This window comes from Hyphomicrobium sp. 2TAF46 (genome assembly GCF_052114865.1).
Classification (GTDB): domain Bacteria; phylum Pseudomonadota; class Alphaproteobacteria; order Rhizobiales; family Hyphomicrobiaceae; genus Hyphomicrobium_B.
In genome coordinates this window covers 39,584-57,534 of record NZ_JBFRFO010000007.1, presented here as the reverse complement: position 1 = coordinate 57,534, position 17,951 = coordinate 39,584, and the positions used below count along the sequence as shown (strand labels likewise).

General features: G+C 61.0%; 19 protein-coding genes. 9 read left to right on the top strand and 10 right to left on the bottom strand.

The features are described 5' to 3' along the window. The first annotated feature begins 1 nt into the window (after position 1). Positions 2 to 394 carry a hypothetical protein gene (locus tag AB4Z24_RS15315; protein ID WP_441709584.1) on the top strand — a complete coding sequence of 131 codons (393 nt, stop codon included), beginning with the start codon at positions 2 to 4 and terminating at the stop codon, positions 392 to 394. A 20-nt stretch (positions 395 to 414) separates the two neighbouring features. On the opposite strand, the gene trpE is transcribed toward AB4Z24_RS15315, so the two are convergent. Together trpE and AB4Z24_RS15305 are read right to left on the bottom strand one after the other, a co-directional pair. Further along, a complete protein-coding gene (trpE, locus tag AB4Z24_RS15310; RefSeq protein ID WP_441709582.1) occupies positions 415 to 1,998 on the bottom strand; it encodes an anthranilate synthase component I in 1,584 nt (527 codons plus the stop codon). A gap of 7 nt (positions 1,999 to 2,005) precedes the next feature. Continuing rightward, positions 2,006 to 3,895 carry a SurA N-terminal domain-containing protein gene (locus AB4Z24_RS15305; RefSeq protein ID WP_441709581.1) on the bottom strand — a complete coding sequence of 630 codons (1,890 nt, stop codon included), beginning with the start codon at positions 3,893 to 3,895 and terminating at the stop codon, positions 2,006 to 2,008. A gap of 218 nt (positions 3,896 to 4,113) precedes the next feature. Between AB4Z24_RS15305 and tpiA the strand changes: the two genes are divergently transcribed. From tpiA to AB4Z24_RS15280, 5 genes are all read left to right on the top strand, one after another. Then, positions 4,114 to 4,890 carry a triose-phosphate isomerase gene (gene tpiA, locus AB4Z24_RS15300; protein WP_441709579.1) on the top strand — a complete coding sequence of 259 codons (777 nt, stop codon included), beginning with the start codon at positions 4,114 to 4,116 and terminating at the stop codon, positions 4,888 to 4,890. Further along, complete coding sequence (locus AB4Z24_RS15295) at positions 4,890 to 5,561, top strand: hypothetical protein (RefSeq protein WP_441709578.1); 672 nt, start codon at positions 4,890 to 4,892, stop codon at positions 5,559 to 5,561. The genes tpiA and AB4Z24_RS15295 overlap by 1 nt, the downstream gene beginning before the upstream one ends. 186 nt (positions 5,562 to 5,747) lie before the next feature. Then, on the top strand, positions 5,748 to 6,131 hold the full coding sequence (gene secG / locus AB4Z24_RS15290; RefSeq protein WP_441709576.1) for a preprotein translocase subunit SecG: 384 nt from the start codon (positions 5,748 to 5,750) through the stop codon (positions 6,129 to 6,131). Positions 6,132 to 6,233: 102 nt separating this feature from the next. Beyond that, on the top strand, positions 6,234 to 6,815 hold the full coding sequence (locus AB4Z24_RS15285; RefSeq protein ID WP_441709575.1) for a hypothetical protein: 582 nt from the start codon (positions 6,234 to 6,236) through the stop codon (positions 6,813 to 6,815). Between the two features lie 104 nt (positions 6,816 to 6,919). After that, entirely contained in the window at positions 6,920 to 8,548 is a 1,629-nt protein-coding gene (locus tag AB4Z24_RS15280; protein ID WP_441709573.1) for a CTP synthase, read from the top strand. A gap of 22 nt (positions 8,549 to 8,570) precedes the next feature. Here the strand turns inward: AB4Z24_RS15280 and AB4Z24_RS15275 are convergent, their stop codons facing one another. Further along, on the bottom strand, positions 8,571 to 9,761 hold the full coding sequence (locus tag AB4Z24_RS15275) for a hypothetical protein (RefSeq protein ID WP_441709571.1): 1,191 nt from the start codon (positions 9,759 to 9,761) through the stop codon (positions 8,571 to 8,573). A gap of 126 nt (positions 9,762 to 9,887) precedes the next feature. On the opposite strand from AB4Z24_RS15275, the gene AB4Z24_RS15270 reads away from it, so the two are divergent. Next, a complete protein-coding gene (locus AB4Z24_RS15270) occupies positions 9,888 to 10,379 on the top strand; it encodes a bactofilin family protein (RefSeq protein WP_441709569.1) in 492 nt (163 codons plus the stop codon). A 100-nt stretch (positions 10,380 to 10,479) separates the two neighbouring features. On the opposite strand, the gene AB4Z24_RS15265 is transcribed toward AB4Z24_RS15270, so the two are convergent. Beyond that, entirely contained in the window at positions 10,480 to 10,743 is a 264-nt protein-coding gene (locus tag AB4Z24_RS15265) for a hypothetical protein (protein ID WP_441709567.1), read from the bottom strand. 317 nt (positions 10,744 to 11,060) lie between these two features. Between AB4Z24_RS15265 and pqqA the strand changes: the two genes are divergently transcribed. Together pqqA and kdsA are read left to right on the top strand one after the other, a co-directional pair. Beyond that, positions 11,061 to 11,150: a pyrroloquinoline quinone precursor peptide PqqA gene (gene pqqA / locus AB4Z24_RS15260; protein ID WP_015597947.1), complete on the top strand. Its 90-nt coding sequence runs from the start codon at positions 11,061 to 11,063 to the stop codon at positions 11,148 to 11,150. Positions 11,151 to 11,260: 110 nt separating this feature from the next. After that, complete coding sequence (gene kdsA / locus AB4Z24_RS15255) at positions 11,261 to 12,127, top strand: 3-deoxy-8-phosphooctulonate synthase (protein ID WP_290989674.1); 867 nt, start codon at positions 11,261 to 11,263, stop codon at positions 12,125 to 12,127. A 291-nt stretch (positions 12,128 to 12,418) separates the two neighbouring features. Here kdsA and AB4Z24_RS15250 read toward each other — a convergent pair whose 3' ends face one another. From AB4Z24_RS15250 to AB4Z24_RS15225, 6 genes are all read right to left on the bottom strand, one after another. After that, positions 12,419 to 12,655 (bottom strand): hypothetical protein, encoded by a 237-nt coding sequence (locus tag AB4Z24_RS15250; RefSeq protein WP_441709564.1) that lies wholly within the window; start codon positions 12,653 to 12,655, stop codon positions 12,419 to 12,421. A 253-nt stretch (positions 12,656 to 12,908) separates the two neighbouring features. Beyond that, a complete protein-coding gene (locus AB4Z24_RS15245) occupies positions 12,909 to 13,595 on the bottom strand; it encodes a hypothetical protein (protein WP_441709562.1) in 687 nt (228 codons plus the stop codon). An 8-nt stretch (positions 13,596 to 13,603) separates the two neighbouring features. Continuing rightward, positions 13,604 to 14,623, bottom strand: coding sequence for an ABC transporter permease (locus AB4Z24_RS15240; protein WP_441709560.1), 1,020 nt, complete (start codon positions 14,621 to 14,623; stop codon positions 13,604 to 13,606). Next, positions 14,623 to 15,402, bottom strand: a complete 780-nt coding sequence (locus AB4Z24_RS15235; protein ID WP_441709559.1) for an ABC transporter ATP-binding protein — start codon at positions 15,400 to 15,402, stop codon at positions 14,623 to 14,625. The genes AB4Z24_RS15240 and AB4Z24_RS15235 overlap by 1 nt, the downstream gene beginning before the upstream one ends. 36 nt (positions 15,403 to 15,438) lie before the next feature. Then, on the bottom strand, positions 15,439 to 16,422 hold the full coding sequence (locus AB4Z24_RS15230; RefSeq protein ID WP_441709557.1) for a YVTN family beta-propeller repeat protein: 984 nt from the start codon (positions 16,420 to 16,422) through the stop codon (positions 15,439 to 15,441). Between the two features lie 71 nt (positions 16,423 to 16,493). Beyond that, positions 16,494 to 17,780, bottom strand: coding sequence for an ABC transporter substrate-binding protein (locus tag AB4Z24_RS15225; RefSeq protein ID WP_441709555.1), 1,287 nt, complete (start codon positions 17,778 to 17,780; stop codon positions 16,494 to 16,496). Positions 17,781 to 17,951 lie beyond the last annotated feature (171 nt).

The window sequence follows — 17,951 nt, the reverse complement described above, 5'->3', positions numbered from 1 at the left end:
AATGGATTATCTACTGGCGCCGATTTTTTGGCTTCTTGGCCTCCTCCTAAGCATCATCTGGTGGATTTTCACGCAACTCCTCTGGATTGTGCTCTGGCTGCTGCTGCCGATCGCGGTCGTTGCTTTCATCGCGCTCAGGGTCGCGGAGCGCGTGCTCGGCCCGGAACGGGTCAGAGCATGGGTGAAGGCGCGCAGTCAGAAATACGGCGCGGCCGCATCGAAGCGGATCCGGCGGCTGGCGTTCGCACTCGGCGTGTTGCCCCTCCGGGTGCTTTTCTGGTTTCCGATTTATGCGATCTGGCACAGCGTCGTCAGCCTGCTGTGGCGGCCGAAATGGACGCCGTGGCAGCGAGCCTGGGCCAAGAGGTGGCGCGCGGAGGCGAAGGTTCGCTAAGCGCCCAGCTGGTGTTGCTGTTAACGAGTGTTGGACGAGCGTGAAGCGAAGCGAACGGCTTCTTCGGCGGCGCGCACCACGGCTTTCGCCTTATTGATGCACTCCTGCTGTTCATTCTCGGGAATGCTGTCGTGCACGATGCCGGCGCCGGCCTGCACGTGGATCATGCCGTCTTTGAGAATGGCAGTTCGGAGCACTATGCAGGTGTCCATTTCCCCGCTTGCCGAGAAATAGCCGACACAGCCCGCGTAGGGTCCGCGCTTGGCTTTCTCGAACTCGGCGATGATCTCCATCGCGCGCACTTTCGGCGCGCCTGAAACGGTGCCTGCCGGGAAGCCCGCCATCAGCGCATCGATCGCGTCGTGATTTTTCTCATCGAGCTTGCCGATCACGTTCGACACGATGTGCATGACGTGGCTGTAGCGCTCGATGACGAATTTATCGGTGACGGTGACAGTGCCGGGTTCGGAGACGCGGCCGACGTCGTTGCGGCCGAGGTCGAGCAGCATCAGATGCTCGGAGCGCTCCTTCGGATCGGCGAGGAGGGCTGCTCCCAATGCCTTGTCCTCGGCGTCGGTGGCGCCGCGGGGTGCTGTTCCGGCGATGGGCCGGATGGTGACAACGCCGTCGCGCGCGCGAACGAGGATTTCGGGCGACGATCCGACGAGCTGGAAGCCGCCGAAATCGAGATGGAACAGGAAGGGTGAAGGATTGAGCCGGCGCAAGGCGCGATAGAGCGCGAATGACGGAAGTGCGAACGGCGCCGAAAAGCGCTGGGAGAGCACGACCTGAAAGATATCGCCGGCTTTGATGTATTCCTTCGCCTTCGTAACCATCGCCATGTAGTCGGCAGGGGACGTGTTCGATTGCGGTTCAGGCAGCGCAAGCGTCGGCTGAGGCGCCGAAGCCGTGTGCTGAAGCGGGGTATCGAGGGCCTTGATGGCCCCCTCGATGCGCGCCAGAGCTGTGGCGTAGGCGTCGGCGACGGTAACGCTCGCGCTTGGGCGGACTGGCGTCACGAGGATCATCTCATCCTTGACGTTGTCAAAGATGAGCATCAGCGTCGGCCGGATCAGGATGGCATCTGGCACGCCCAGCGTGTCCGGCGTCATCTCCGGCAGTTTTTCAATTAGCCGGACGGTGTCGTAGCCCATGTAGCCGAAAATACCGGCAGCCATCGGCGGCAACGTTTCGGGGAGAGCGATCGCGCTCTCGGCAAGCAATTTGCGGAGCGACTGCAGTGCCGGATCAGTATCGCGTGTAAACGCGTTCGGATCAGCTTCCGGCGATCGATTGATTTCCGCCGTGTCGCCGTTGGCCCTCCAAATCAGGTCCGGGGCGAAGCCGATGACGGAATAGCGCCCGCGGGCGGAGCCGCCCTCGATCGATTCGAGAAGGAAGTTCATCGCGCGCTGCTCGCCGAGCTTCAGATAGGCCGAGACCGGTGTTTCGAGATCGGCGATGAGGCGCGTCCAGACGACCTGCGAGGTGCCGGCGCCGTAGATCTTGGCGAATTGATCGGGCGCGGGGAAAATATCCGCGCGCCCTGAGTTTGCGTCCGACGAAGTTTTTGCCGATGCCGGCGCTGCCGTTGGGGCGCTCACGTCAGTCTCACTCTTCGCTTATGCCGATGGCGGCACTCATCTCCGCAGCGTTTACGGATGTGCCGAGGCGCTTTTTGAGTGCTTCGGTATATTCGGTGAGCGACTGGTTTGCGAGTTCGGCATTGAGTTCGCGGGTCAGCTGATCGGTTTCGGTCAGAGACGCTTCGGGCGCGGCGATCACGTCGGCGACGCGATAGACGATTTCCGTCGTGTGGTCGGGCGAATCCCCGTGGCTCGCCTTGCCCTTCGGCAAGGCAAAGGCCTGCACGACGATCCCGTCGGAAAGGCTCTGCGGGATGGTCTTGCGCGTCAGAGGATCGGTTTTTTCGACTTTGTTCTTCGCTTCTGCTTCGAGAGCGGTCATCGGCTCACCGGCGTTGACGCGGTCCGCGAGCCTCTTTGCGAGCTCATTGATCAGGCGGTGGCGTTCGGAGGAGGTGTAGTTCTCCTTCACCTGATCCTTCACCTGATCGTAGGGCTTCTGTTTCGGTGCTTCGGTCGAGAGCACGTTCACCCAGGCGTAGCCGCCGTCCGTCAGCTCGATGGCGGTGTCGTCGGAGCTGTTGTCGGGCGCGAATGCACGGGTGACGATCTTGCGGAGGTCCGGCGTCTCCAACACCGGCTTGCCGTCGGGCGAAAGGCCCGTTGCATCGGTTGCCGGAATTTCCTTGAAGGCCAGCTTCGACGTATCCGCAATTTCCGACAGTGACTTGCCAGCTATGCGGTTGTCTTCGATCTCGTCGTGCTTGTTCTGCAACTCGGACTTGGCTTTTTCCGTCGCAAGCTTATCGCGCACCTGATCCTTGACGTCGGCGAGCGTGCGGGTGATCCCCGGCTCGATCTGCGTGACGCGCAGGATCACCGTTGCGAAGCGGCCTTCCACGACGTCGGAATATTTGTCCTTTTCGAGCGCGAACGCGACGTCCGCAATCTTCGGGTCGATCAGGGCCTTCTTGGTGATCAAGCCAAGATCGACGTCGGTATCCTTGGCGCCGGCTTCCTTGGCGACGTCGGCGAAGGTCTTCTTGCCGTCGCGAAGATCCTTCAGCGCCGCTTCGGCGGTCGCTTTGTCCTTGAAGGCGATCTGCTGAATGCGCCGCTCTTCCGGTTTGTTGTAACTTTCCTTCGTCGCTTCGTAGGACTTCGCGATGTCGTCGTCGGAGATGGTGATCTGCTTCTTCAGTTCGTCGACGCCGAGCGTCAGCACCTGCACCTTGCGGTACTCCGGCGTCATGTATTTCAACTTATCTTTCTCGTAGAGTTCCTTGAGCTTGTCCTCGGACGCATCGGGGACGGTGACGGCATCGGGATCGACCTTGACCCACTCGATGACGCGCTTCTCGTCGTTGTAAGCGTGCATGAGGTCGAAAAGCGGCTTCGGAACCGTCTGTCCCGTGATGAACGATCTGACGATCGCGGCGCGAAGTTCATCCTTGCGGCGCAGATTGAGGAAACCTTGCTCGGTCAAGCCGATCTGACGGAGCAGGGCGTCGAAATTCTGCTTCGAGAATTTGCCGTCGATCTGGAAATCGGGATCGGACTGGACGCCTTCGACGAGGGTCTTGTCGGAGAGCGCTAGACCCAGCTCGTGAGCGTGGGATTCGAGGGCCGCGCCGCTGACGAGCTGCGCCAGGACTCTTTTGTCGAGGCCGAATGCTCGGCCCTGTTCGGCGGTGATGCGCTGGCGCGCCTGACGGGATACCCGATCGAGTTCGTCCTGATAGGCGCGGCGGAATTCTTCGTCCGAAATGGACGTGTTGCCCACCTTGGCGACGGCGCCCCGACCCCAGCCACGGAACACGTCGTGGACGCCCCAGATGCCGAAGCTCAGAACCAGCAATCCGAACAGCAGCTTGGCTACCCGTGTCTGGGCGCCGCGTCTTAGAGCTTCGAGCATAGATAAAGACGTCCCGTTGATGGAAGCGTGACGCTGCCGCGGGAGGGCGTAAGGTCAGCAAGCTTCAGATGGCTAACCGCTCCGCGAAACGGAGCGATGAGCGTGATATGAAGCGCAGGCCGTTTCGGATTGCAAGCGCGACCGGGATGAGGTTACGGAGTGTTCACCAGGGCGGACGCTCGGAACGCGTGTTTGCGTCGGCGAACAGAAGGGACGGAATGGTGAGCGAACGGCGCGAGATTCGGCCTCTGGTTGCGGGAAATTGGAAGATGAACGGTCTCAAGGCAAGCGCCGGTGAGGTTCTGGCCGTCGGTGACGCCCTTCTCGGTCCCCTGGCATCTATCTCCGCCGAGGTGATGATCGCGCCTCCAGCAACGCTTATCGCGGGATTTGCGGCCGCTCTCGGGGCGCGTCCGGTTCTGCTTGCCGGGCAGGATTGTCATGCCATGCCGAGCGGTGCTCATACGGGCGATATTTCCGCTGAAATGCTCAAGGACGCGGGGGCGGCGGCTGTCATCGTCGGCCATTCCGAGCGGCGGGCAGATCATGGTGAATCGAACGAGGCGGTGCGGTTGAAGGCGGAGGCTGCACATCGCGCCGGGCTCACCGCGATCGTCTGTATCGGGGAGACGAAGGAGGAGCGGGTCGCCGGTGCGACACTTGGTGTGGTGTCGGGGCAACTCAAGGGCTCGCTTCCCAAGGAATCGCGCGCGGCCAATACGGTTGTCGCCTATGAGCCGGTTTGGGCGATCGGCACGGGGCTGACGCCGACGCCCGAGGATGTTCGAATCGTTCACGAGGCCATCCGGCGCGATCTCGTCGATGCATTTGGCCCGGAAGGAGCGGCAATGCGCATCCTCTATGGCGGCTCGGTAAAGCCGGACAACGCGGCGACGCTGATGTCTGTGGAGAACGTCAACGGCGCGCTCGTTGGCGGCGCGAGTCTCAAGGCGAACGATTTTCTCGCCATAGTTCGAGCGTACGAGTCGCAGTGATGCCGCAACTTCTTCGTTACGCCGCCGCCGTCGCAATCGCTGCAAGTTTTTGCGGACTGTCGGCCGCGTGGGCGACACAACCGAAGGTCGATGCCGACACCTGTAGCGCGCTCAGGCTCGAGCAGATCAAGTTCCGCGCCTCCGGCATTCTCGACGACATGGGCAAAGGACCGCAGTGGGCGAAATCCAATTTGCCGGCGGAGAGGCTGCGGGAAATCGAGCATTACATCCAGCTCGACGAGCAAGTGAAATTCGGCTGCCGCGACGCCAAGCTTTCGCCTGAGGCCGAGCGCGCAAGTGAGGCGGCGGCTCGTATCGAGCTCAATTCCGACGCTGACCCGACGGCTCCCGCCGCGCACGATCCGCCGAAGCCGGGTGCGCCTGCGAAACCGGCTACTCCTGAGAAAAAGGTCGCGCCGAAGAAGGCCACCCACAAGAAGGCCAAGCAGTCCGAGCCCAAGGCCGAGAACGATGCGCCTGCCAAGCCGGCAAAAACGAAGGTTTCCCAGGAGCGTGCAGCTCCGGCGCCTCCGGTTGTCATGCAACCAAGCTCCAGGGCCGCGGCGGCGGACGCGTATTCTCCTGCCAGTACTCCGGCCGGCCCGCCGTCCGCCCCCGACCCGTCGTCACCGGCGTTCGGGTTCGGCGAGACGGTGGTTATGCCGCACTAGCGGCAGCGACGACCGTTCCCGGGTCTTGAAGAGCCAAAATAGCTTCCGAAGTAAAACGGGTTAACATTCGCGGCCGCGGGAATGCGCCCAAGGGCTGGTTCATCGCGGCAGGCTAGTGTATAGGCGCACCCTTGCTGGGCCTGGCTTGCTGGGGCTTGGCGCCCGCTCAATCCGGATCAAGATACTATGGCCACCGTACTCCTCGTTATCCATTTGATGATCGCCGCGGCTCTCGTCGCCGTGGTGTTGCTGCAGAAGTCCGAGGGCGGTGCGCTCGGGATCGGCGGCGGCGGTGGTGGTGGTTTCCTGACCGGCCGCGGTACGGCTAACCTTCTGACCCGGACGACGGCAGGCCTCGCTGCGGCTTTCTTCGCGACGAGCATTTTGCTGACGATCCTCGCAAATCATACGGCGCCGCGCGGGTCGGTCTTCGATAGGGCCGGCACTCCCGCTAGCGGAACGCAGGCTCCGGCAGCCGGTGGCAACGCCTCGAAGCCCGAGCCTGGCCGTGGCGGCATCCTGGATAAGCTCGACGCGCCCCGCGCGCCACTCGTCCCACAGAATCAATAGTCGGCGCCTCAGTTTCATGTGCGCGGCCGGGGCCAGAGGTTCCGGTCAGCTGGACCCCCGGCGGTTTCCCTGCGAAAATGGGAGATCGTGGGGGGAATACTCATGGCTAACATCAGGTCGATTCGACTCGGACGTCTGCACTGCCAGGCCTGGCGGGCCGCGGCACTCATTGCAGGCAACGGCATTCTTCTGCACCTCGGCGGCTGCGGCGCGACGCTCGGTGATCTGACGACGGCGTCCGTCACGAACTATCAGGCCGCGAATTTATTCGCGCCGGCCGGGTACAGCATCTCGGCCAATTCGGACGGCAGCACGCATGTGACGGCTGCGGGTTCGCCGGGCACGCCATCGACCCGGCTTGAAAAGATCGCGTTGGCCGCTGCCGCTGACTACGGCGCCTCGCAGCATCAGAAGACGTTTACGGCCACGCCCGCGCAGACCACGTTCAAGTGCGGAAAGACGAAAATGTCCGACAAGGGCAATCAGGTCGCGATCAAGCCGACCGATCTTCGCATCGTCTCGATCGATGTTACCTATGGCCGCGATGGCATCGCCCCGGCGGCGCGCAACACGCGTGAAACAGCCGAAGCCTTGAAGGCGGAGATCGCTGGTGAAGGGGTGCCTCCGGACGTGCAGGCTGCTGCGACGCAAGAGGTTTCTCAGCAGTGCGGCAGGCCTCTTTAACGGTTGTGTTCGACTGAACCCTGAGCCTTGCGACCTTTTCGTTTGGTGAAGGTGCAAAAAAGCCGCTTCCGAATCCGGGGTCGGCTGTGCCAGAACCAAGGCCCATGCAGCGGTATATCTTCATCACCGGCGGCGTGGTCTCCTCCCTCGGCAAAGGCCTCGCGTCCGCCGCCCTTGGCGCGCTTCTACAGGCGCGTGGCTATTCAGTACGGCTCAAGAAGCTCGATCCGTATCTGAATGTCGATCCCGGGACCATGAGCCCCTATCAACACGGCGAAGTGTTCGTCACCGACGACGGTGCGGAGACTGACCTCGACCTTGGCCACTACGAGCGCTTTACGGGCGTGCCGGCGAAACAGTCGGACAACGTCACGACGGGGCGCATCTATCAGGACATCCTCGCAAAGGAACGGCGTGGCGATTACCTCGGCGGGACGGTGCAGGTCATTCCGCACGTGACCGACGCGATCAAGAACTTCGTCTTGTCGGGCAACGAGGATGTCGACTTCGTGCTCGTCGAAATCGGCGGAACGGTTGGCGACATCGAGGGCTTGCCGTTTTTCGAAGCGATCCGTCAGCTCGGCAACGAGCTGCCGCGTGGCGCATCGGTCTTTATCCATCTCACGCTGATGCCGTACATTCCGTCGGCGGGTGAGCTGAAGACCAAGCCGACGCAGCACTCGGTGAAGGAGCTACGCTCCATCGGCATTCAGCCGGACATTCTGCTTTGCCGGTCGGACCGGGAAATTCCCGTCGGCGAGCGCAAGAAGATCGCGCTTTTCTGCAACGTGCGGCCCGAGGCTGTGATCCAGGCGCTCGACGTTGCGTCGATCTACGATGTGCCACTCGCCTATCATCGCGAAGGGCTCGATCGGGAAGTGCTTGCCGCCTTCGGCATTACCGGCGCGCCGAAACCGGATCTCGTCCGCTGGGAAACGATCTCGCGTGGCATCGCGCAGCCCGAGGGGCAGGTGACGATCGCGATCGTCGGCAAATATACGGGCCTCAAGGACGCCTATAAGTCGCTCAACGAAGCGCTGGTTCACGGCGGCCTTGCGAACCGCGTCAAGGTCAAGCTCGAGTGGATCGAAAGCGAAATCTTCGAGCGCGAAGATCCGGCGCCGTATCTCGAAGGCGTCAACGGCATTCTAGTGCCGGGTGGCTTCGGCGAGCGCGGTTCGGAAGGCAAGATCCTGGCCGCGAAGTTCGCGCGCGAGCGGCGCGTTCCTTATTTCGGGATCTGCTTCGGCATGCAGATGGCGTGTCTCGAAGCGGCGCGGAACCTCGCCGGCATCAAGGACGCCAGCTCGACGGAATTCGGCGAAACGGGTGAGCCGGTCGTTGGCATGATGACGGAGTGGATGCGCGGCAACGAGCTGGAGCAGCGCCGGCAAGATGGCCAGCTTGGCGGCACGATGCGGCTCGGCGCGTACCAGGCGGCACTCGCCGAGGGCAGCCATATCGCCAAGATCTATCATTCGACCGAGATCTCGGAGCGTCACCGGCATCGCTACGAGGTGAACATGCGCTACCGCGAAGCCCTTGAACGTGCGGGACTGAAGATCGCCGGATTATCGCCGGACGGACTGCTGCCCGAGACGGTCGAGTATCCGGATCACCCGTGGTTCATCGGCGTGCAGTATCATCCGGAGCTCAAATCGCGGCCCTTCGATCCGCATCCGCTGTTCGCGAGTTTCATCGCGGCGGCCGTGGAGCAGTCGAGACTGGTCTAGCGCCGCGTCAGGCCCCGAAGCGTCAGCGCGTTTCGCTAAAGACCTCGAATGCTGCCGCCAGGGCTCGGGCACCCGGCAGTTGGGCTTCCGATTCCATCTTGGCGTCGGTGGCCGCTATGAGCGTGGCGACCGTGTTGTTCGTGATAGCCACCTGGTTGCGCTCGTAGCCGCGCCGCTGGAAGAAATTAGACGTCGGGATTTTCTTCCTCATCTCGTTCGGCATCGTCACCATGTCGAAGCCAGTGCCATCGCCCGTGAGATTCATCATCTCGAGTTCGGCAGCCGTCAGCGGCTTGGTGTAACCCTGGCGCTTGGCGTAGTTGACCGACGTCAGCAACTTTTCGACCTGCAACAGCGGGCTGATGTCGATGTCGAGAATGACCGCGTGAAGGGCTATGCCCTTCGGCGTTTCAGCAAGGCGGGCGTGCGCGCTCCATTGATCGGGCACGGTCTGGCTGAATGCGATCATCTTTTCGAGCGTCGCGATTTTCTTCTGCAGCTGCGCGTGGCGCGCGCCGTCTGCCGCGTCGGCCTTCGCGCGTAAAGCAGTCACGAATTTATCGCCGACTTCGGCAAGAAGCTCGACGCTGTTCGTTGTCAGCAGCTGGTTATAGCCGAGCGCCGTCGAGATGGCCTTCTCTCCGGGGCGGCCGTATTCCAATCCCGCTTGAATCGCGTAGTTGCCGTCGCCGCCGGATTCAAACGCGTAGACCCTGACGCATTGCGCCGGAGTTAGTCCCGCAGCGAGCGCCGTTTGCGCGTAGGCGTGCCTGTATTGATCATCGTTCGCGGGGCGCTCGGGAACGAAATCGAAGTGCTCGCCGGCATTTTTCAGGAAGTCTTCGACAACCGGCATGTACTCTTCAGCGGCCGGCCGTTTCTCCGGATCTTGGGGCTTCGGCGGTCCCGTATAAATGGGCGGTTGCTCGAGGACATAATCAGCAAGCGTTGTTTTTTCTTTCTTGCGCAGTTTGGCGATCCGACGCGCGCGTTTTTCAGCGATCTCAGCCCAATAGGGGCGCGCCAAGATTTCGTAGTCCGCCCGCGCTTTCGTGTATTCCGCGAGTTTCTCACGGTACTGAGCGATCTTACGAGCGAGATCGGTGGGAGCCGTTTGGGCGATGGCGAGCGCGGGCAGGCCGGCAATGCCGGCGGCCGCGAAGGCGTAGATCGCCACGCCGAGGAGGCGATCTGAAATCGACGAACGTTTCATCAGATGAGTTTTTCCCTCGGTTTTCCTCGCAGTGTGCCCTCTTGCCGCTGCAATCGCATGTCCTTTTTGATCAAGCGGGACCGGCCCTTTCTTATGTTCACAGTGATCAATCTTTAGGGGGTTCTTATGTTCAGTCGTGATTCACGAGCAGAAACGCGTGCGGAAGCTGCAAAACCCAACGCGCCGCCAGTGGCGCCACCGCGCTTTTCCGGACCGATCGGCGTCGTGGCCAATACCGCTACGCCGAGCTATCAGACCGCCGCAGCCGACAGGCCAACATCAATTTTGGGGCCTGACATTTCAATCTATGGCCAGCAGCTTATCCTGAAAACCAAAGGTTCGCTGCTGATACAAGGTCACATCGAGGGCGATGTGCATGGAGAATCCGTAACAGTTGATGACGGCGCGCACGTCAAAGGTATCATCACTGCACGGACAATCGCCATTCAAGGCGGTGTAAAGGGCGAACTCAAGGGCTCGAATGTCATCCTTCACGAACATTCGGTCGTGGAGGCCAACATCGTTCAGGAGCGGCTTACCGTCGCTGACGGCGCTCACTTCGAGGGCAGCGTTAAGAAAGCGAAAGACGCGAGCGAAGTGACGCCCGATTTGTCTTAATTCGCGAAAACAGCACTGAAACAAAAATCCCGGCGTCATGCGCCGGGATTCGATGGTCTTAGGAATCCGTTTGAAGATCACAATGATCCTCACGCGGACCTTATGGCGTCGTGGCTGCCGGCGGCGTGGCCGGTGCGCTCGTTGTCGTCGTCTCGGTTCTCACATCGAGCTTGAGAACGCCCGTGTAGAGCAGTCCACCGAACACGACCGCGAAAACGATCGCGGTTGCGAGCGCGTTCAGGATGCGGTTCGAAAACGAGATGAGATTGCCGATCAAGTCTAGAACGAACACGATTGCGGCGCCGATCAGAACCGGCTCGAGAAAAGGTCGAACCGGCTCAAGCCAAGTAACATTATCGAGCATTTTCGTAGTCTCCACGCGCAATTGTTATGCCGCCTTATGAGTCGCGGCTTAGCAAAGTTGCCTTAGCACGCGGCGCGCCCGTCAAAGTGACAACCGCCTCTCCGGGAAAGCAGGAGCCGCCAACTGAAGCTCCGAGGGCACAGTTCTTCCTCGCGTGGAGGCCTAATCGATTATCATTCTGAAATGATATAACAATTCGCGGTTTCGATCACGAAAAGTTTGAGGCTCGTTAGCAAAAAGAGATTGGTATTTGAGGAGTTGTTTCACTAACTACGTATGTAACAGGAACAACCTGTAAAAATGCTAGGAGGACGCACATGAAAGTCTGGACCAAGCCCGCAGTTCGCGAGCAGGAAGTTGGCCTCGAAGTCACCAGCTATCTGCCGGCTGAAATCGACCTGATCTAACAGAATTCAAACCTTCGGGTTTCTGAACGGCGGCCTCAGGCCGCTGTTTTTGTTTGGGGTAGGCGCCAGAAGGGGTCGCGAGGTGGCGCCCTGCAGGCTATAAACCGCCCATGACTCAACATGAAATTCTGAAGCCTGCCGCCCACGTGCGCGTCCGCGACGTGGTGTTCGGGAACGATCAGCCGATCGCGGTTTTGGCGGGGCCTTGCCAAATGGAGAGCCGCGCTCATGCCCTCGAGATGGCGGCTGCCTTAAGCGAAATCGCGCAGAAGCTCGGCTTCGGTCTCGTCTACAAGTCGTCGTTTGACAAGGCCAATCGCACGTCGCTTTCCGGCCGGCGGGGCATAGGGCTCGATGCGGCTTTGCCGGTTTTTGCTGAAATCCGTGAGACTTACGGCGTCCCCGTCGTCACCGACGTGCACGAGGCCGGGCAGTGTGCTGCTGTCGCCGAGGTTGCCGACGTGCTGCAGATTCCGGCCTTTCTCTGCCGCCAGACTGACCTTCTGATTGCGGCCGCGAACACCGGGCGCGTGGTGAAGATCAAGAAGGGCCAGTTCCTCGCGCCCTGGGACATGAAGAATGTCATTGCCAAGGTGACCGGCTCGGGCAATCCGAATGTGCTCGTGACCGAGCGCGGCTCGAGCTTTGGATACAACACGCTGGTCGTGGATATGCGGGCCCTGCCGCAGATGGCCGAAACGGGCGCGCCGGTCATTTTCGACGCGACCCACGCCGTCCAGCAGCCCGGCGGACAGGGGACGTCGTCGGGCGGGGATCGCCGTTTCGTGCCGGTTCTCGCCCGGGCGGCGGTTGCTGTCGGCGTTGCAGGGCTTTTCATCGAGACGCACCAGGATCCGGACAAGGCGCCGTCGGACGGGCCAAACATGGTCGCGCTCAAGGACTTCGCCGGGCTCATTTCCGAGCTTCAGGCCATCGACAAGGTTGTCAAACAGCGGATGAGCGCGAGCCAAGGCTGACCCGCGCTCATTTCGATCGCTGAATTCGAGTGTGGCTTCGAGAGTAGGCTGGCCGGGCTTCGGTTTCCGGCCTGACTTGCAGCGTAGGCAACGTAATTGGCTTGGCAGTGCAGGCTTCGTGCTTCCGGCCATCCGTGCGCATCGGATGGCTTTTGGGTCGTGGATCGTTCGTAGTGCGTAGATCGTTCGACTTCACTTCGCACTCGTCAAGGCGCGGCTCCGCTACCCGCATAGACGGCAGATCGCTTCGGCGAGCGTATTTTTTGTGATTTCGAGTTTTCTTATTTCAGGTCAGGTCACGGGCCAGAACTTCGCCGCCAACGTGGCGACATGGGCGTTGCTTGTCAGAGCGCCGAATTGGGCTTCCGTTCCAACGCGAATGCCGGCGACGCAGGCATTGGGTTGGCAGAAGGCTGGGTGCGTTCTTCCGACATTGATGGCGGCGATCGCCATCGACGTCATAAGCAGGCTCATTGTCGAGATGCAGGAGGCGTAGGCAAGGGCACGCGAGACAAGTTCGTAGTGCATGGTCAACCTCACAACGCGAGACAGAGATGACAACACTTTCGCTTGCAAACTTGGCTTCGGGCCGGGGGAGAGCTCGGTGCCGAAGCCGATGTGTTGAGAGTACGTCAACCTTGGTTAAGGAGCCGTTAAGGCTAACGAGTCGTGAAGATTTATTTTGCTCGTCGGGAGCGTGAGGAAGTGAGGCAGGCGCGCAGGCACTCGCGTCCCTTCAGCGAAGGGCAGCTTGCGCAGGCCAATCAAAAGGCGGCTTCCGTCAGCTCTTCATCTCGGCACGAATGGCGCGAGCTAGTGCGCCGGCCCGCTCATCGATGAGCTGAGGAATTTCGCACGCGATGGGGATGTTCGCCTGCTTCTCCTGGAAGGTGCGGATCTCCCATTTATATTGCTCTTCCTTGCTGGAGAGCTTGGAAATCTCGCCCGCTGGATTTTGGGAGTCGTCTGTCTGGGCTGCGTCCGGCTGGGCTGCGTCGTTGGATTGCGGTGGAAGAGCGATGCCTTCCTTCTCGATTTCCTTCGCGCGCTCGAGCTGCCGCTTGTGGAAGCGCTCGATGCCCGACATCACGACCTTGCGGTCCTCGTTGGTGCGCGTGAGGACGGCGGCGAACAGCTCCGTCATTTTGGCGTCACGGGTATCGGCGGGGATGCTCGCTGCGTATTTCTTGATTGCCGCTTCTGCTTCGTCTTCCTTGACGCGGCGCGAGACCAGATACTGCGAGAGCTTTCTGACCGCCTCGTCCTTGCGCCAGCTCGACGTGTCGGTGATCGCGGGGCCGTCCCAGATCGTTGCCGCACTCAAGACTGGGACCTTGCGATAGACGCAGGGCCATTCGGCCTTTGCCGGTTCGTCAGCGACGGCGGGAAGGGCCATCCATGCGAAGGGCGCGAGCGCCGTTACGATCTGCAAGCCGGCGCGACGAAGGGTGTATCCAAGCATTTTCATTTCCAACCTCAAGCTGAGCCGCCGGGGCCGCCGCGCCGAGCGATCAACCCTTTCGACGGATTGTAGGCAAAAACCGCGGCCGCAAGGAAGACGGCCGTGCAGCCGACGACGATGGCCAGCGAAACCGTATCAACTTGTCCATAAAGCCCGAAGCGGATCAACTCCACCGCATATGTAAACGGGTTGAGACGGCAGATTTCGTAGAGCGGCGGGCTCGCCTCACGGATCCGCCAGAGCGGGTACAGCGCGGACGAGGCGAAGAACATCGGGAAGATGACGAAGTTCATCACGCCTGCGAAGTTCTCGAGCTGCTTGATGACCGACGACATGAAGAGCGCGAGCGAGCCCAGCATCAAGCCGGCCAGGATGATCGCTGGAATGACGGTGATGTAACCGGCGAACGGCTGAACGAACTCGGGAACAGAGAAGAGCGGGTTCACGATCGGGTCCGTCATCTTGGCGATAGCGTCCCCCGCCCATGTCGGTGGATCGTAGAAGGTGAAGAGCTTCACCTCCGTGATCGGCGGCGGCTGAATTCCCCAGAACCAGGCAACGAGCATGAAAGCGTAGGCTTGCAGCAGCGCAACCGAGACGCCTCCGAGTAGCTTCGACAGCAGCAGGAACGACCGCGGGAAGGGGCTGACAAGTAGAGTCCGCATCGTCCCGGTCTCGCGGTCGTAGACCATCGACAGCGAGGACTGCATTGCGTTGAAGAGCAGGATCATCGCGATCAGGCCGGGCGCGATATATTCCTCATAGAGGACGTAGGTCTCATACGGCGGGATGATCGAGACGCCGAGCGTTTGCCGGAAGCCCGCCGCAAAAATGAAAAGCCAGATCAGTGGCCGGACGAGCGCCGACAGGAACCGTTCGCGCTGATGGAGGTAGCGAAGGATCTCGCGCCAGACGATGCCTTTGAAGCAGGCCCAGTAACCGGATACGCCGAGGCGCCGGCGGGCCGCGTCCTCGCCTTCGCGATAGCCCAGCGGGAGGTTTTCAGAGCCTGTCGTGACAGCTTGCGTTGCCATCAGGCGGCCTCCTCGATCGCGCTTTTCGTGCCGGTGACGCTGCGAAACGCTTCGCGCACGCTCGACGTGCCGGTCAGTGTCAGGAGCTGCGGAACGGGGCCATTGTAGAGAACGACGCCCTTGTGAAGGATGACGACCTGATCGGTCGGTAGAACCTCATCCATCAAATGGGTTGCCCAGAGGACGCCGAGGCGGTCTCGCGCGACGAGATCGCGGACGATCTTCATTACGCTTTCCCGCGAACCGAGATCGAGGCCGACGGTCGCTTCGTCGAGCAAAAGCAAATCGGGATGATGCATCATGGAGCGCGCGATCTCGACGCGGCGAAGCTGGCCGCCTGAGAGCGCGCGAACCTTCTCGTCGGCGCGATCGGCGAGGCCGACGAGCTCCAGCGCCTGGCGGGCGAGGTTCGTTGCGGTGCGGCCCGAAAAGCCATGGAGGGCCGCGTGATATTTGAGGTTCTGCATCAATGTCAGATCGATATCGAGCGTGCGGCTTTGAAAGACGACACCAAGACGCTGCAGCGCCTGGGAGGGCCGCCGGCGCACATCGAAACCGCGAATGGAGATCTCGCCGGAGACGTTGTCGTAGAGCCGCGTAATGAGCGAAAAGAGCGTGGATTTTCCCGCTCCGTTGAGGCCGAGCAGGACGACGAAGGCGCCCTGGCTCACCGTCAAGGAGACCCGGTCGAGAACTTTCCTGTCGCCAAAGCTATGGCTTACGCCGCTGACGACGAGGGCCGGCGTCCCTTCGGCGTCCGTCGGAGCTTTCGATGCCATTGTCGTCAGTGCCTCACGTTCTTTCTTCGCGTTTCGTCAGTTGGGCGAAACCACAACACCCCAGGGATAACGCCCGACCTTGATCGATTTGATTGCCTTTTGGCTCGCAACGTCGATCACGCTTACATCGTTCGACGCGCCATTGGTCGTGAACAAAAGTTTACCGTCCGGCGTGAAGTACATCTGCCAGACGCGTTGGCCAACCAGGATGTATTTCAAGACCTTGAAGGTCGACGTATCGACGACGGCCACGCGATTTGCGGGTCCCAAGGCGATGAAAGCAATCTTGCCGTCCTGCGTGATGCGAATACCGACGGGCTGGATCGCTTCCTTCTCGACGCCTGGAATTTCGAAATTGATTTTCGTGATAATCTTGCGGTCGGCGGGGTTGATCACCGCGACGGTACCGCCGACTTCGGAGGACACCCAGAGCTGGGTCTGCGCCGAGTTGAACATCGCGACCCGCGGACGGCTATCGACAAGGACGTTGTCGAACGTCTTGTGGTTCTGGGTGTCGATGAAGTGCGCCATGTTCGTCGTTTCGGAGGTGTTGACGAGCACCTTGCCATCCGGGCTCATCCCCATGCCTTCCGGTTCGACGCCGACGGGAATTTCGGTCAGGACCTTGGACGTTTCGATGTCGACGACCGTGACAAGGTTATCGTCTTCGTTGGCGATGTAGAGCCTTTTGCCATCGGGGTGTAGCGTCAGTAGCTCGGGGTCGGGACCGGATGGCAGGGTTTTGACCAACTCGAGCGTCTTGGCGTCGTAGACCTTCACGTCATTGTCGTCGCTCGTGCAGACGATGATCCACTTGCCATCCTTGGACATGACGATGCCGCGCGGTCGCTGACCGATCTTCACCGTCTTGATGACCTCGAGCTTGTCCGTATCGATGACGGAAAGGCTGTTGTCCTTCTCGTTCGTGACGTAAGCCGTATATGCGCTCGCAGTCGTTGCGTAGCAGGATGCGAAAAGGGCAGCGGCGACGACAGGCCATGCTTGCGAAATTCGGGGCATTCTCGTCTCCAAGTGAAAGTCTCTCGAGGTGGTGGCGGATCGCCGGCGCGGTAGATCGATCCAGTTCCGGATCATTGCGTGTAGGCTTTGCACTTCGTCTCCGGTTTATCGAGGCCGAGCGTGTCTAGGACGCTGAATTGATGAAGAAAGCCAGCTTGCGGCGAGACGCTGACCAAGTGCTTCGGAGTCGAAACGAGCAGGGGTTCACGTAACTGGCCATTCCACGAGCGGAAGCTGGTCGCGACGCCTTTAAACGCGGCGACCTCGAACTTCGGGGAACGTATGTAATCGCGAAGAACATTGAAGTCGCTCGTCTGCTTTCGCGAGGCGGCTTCGCCGATGGCGCGCGTGGCGACCCAGGCGTCATAATCAATCGGGCGTATGATCCGGCCGGTCAGCTTCTTGAAGCGATTCTGGAACTGGGTTCCTCCCCACAGCTCGAGCGCCGGATGCCAGCTCGACGGTACTAGCCCTGCGGAGCCGACGATTGGACGCGGAACCCAAGTCCGGTAAGGAAAGTAGTCGGCGAAAACTTCGTCATCATCGACGACCAGGACGACGTCGTGGTCTTTGGCGCCTTGCATGAACTGGGGGATCTGCTGCTGAATTTGCTCGTAGCCCCCATCGGCCCGGCGGTTGCCGGTATCGATCTTGAACTGCCGCTCCTCGACGATCTTGGCGCCGAATTTCTTCGCGGCCCGGCGATAGGCGTCAGCGAGTAGCTGATCATTTGGGCTTGGGCCGACAACGAGCAGCCAGTTCGGCCATTTTTTCCAGACCAGATATTGGGCGAGGGCGTCGGCGAGCATCGTGCGGGTTGGTGCCGTGTGCAGGACGTTGGCGCGGCAGTTCTCCTCGCGCACGCTGTCGTCCGGGTTGCCGACGTTGAAAATGAGGGCCGGTTTGTCCTTGAACGCATCGGCGAGCTTCAGAAGCGAATCCGGCGCGACGTCGGCGATGATGAAGTTATCGCCGCTCGCGAGCTTCTCGGTCGCGCCCTTTATCAGTTCGTCAATATTGCCTTCGAGGACGTCCATTTTGAACGTCTGGTTGAGGAAGCGGCCCGTCGTATTGTTGTCGGCGACGCCGAGCTTGGCACCGGCGATGCCGTCGTCCGGGTTCGGCTGGTCGAGCAGTGATAGGGGAAGCTCCTTCGAGACATTCTCCTTAACGTAAAGAATTTGGACGTTTACGCTCGCAGGTTGTGCCGAGGGAATGGGGATCGGGGCTGGCGTGGGGCTCGCTTCTTCGGCGGCAGCAGGCCGCGCGAAGGCCAATGCGAGGAGGAGGACGGCGCAGGCTGTCTGCCAACCGGATTTCCGGGAGAGTTCAGCGGGTCGGGTGCTCGGGAATGCCAATGGTCCAACTCCATTCGGCCCTCACCGCGGGCCGTCGCGCGACGCAAAGTGTTACTGTGTTGCTAAAAGGGGGCGGGCGTCCGCCTTGTCAAGCTGGAGGCTCCGGGCTCGCGCGTTTGTGACCGGGAATGGTCAGCAAGTGAGCCCTGAACCTCTTGCAATGGTTGGGGG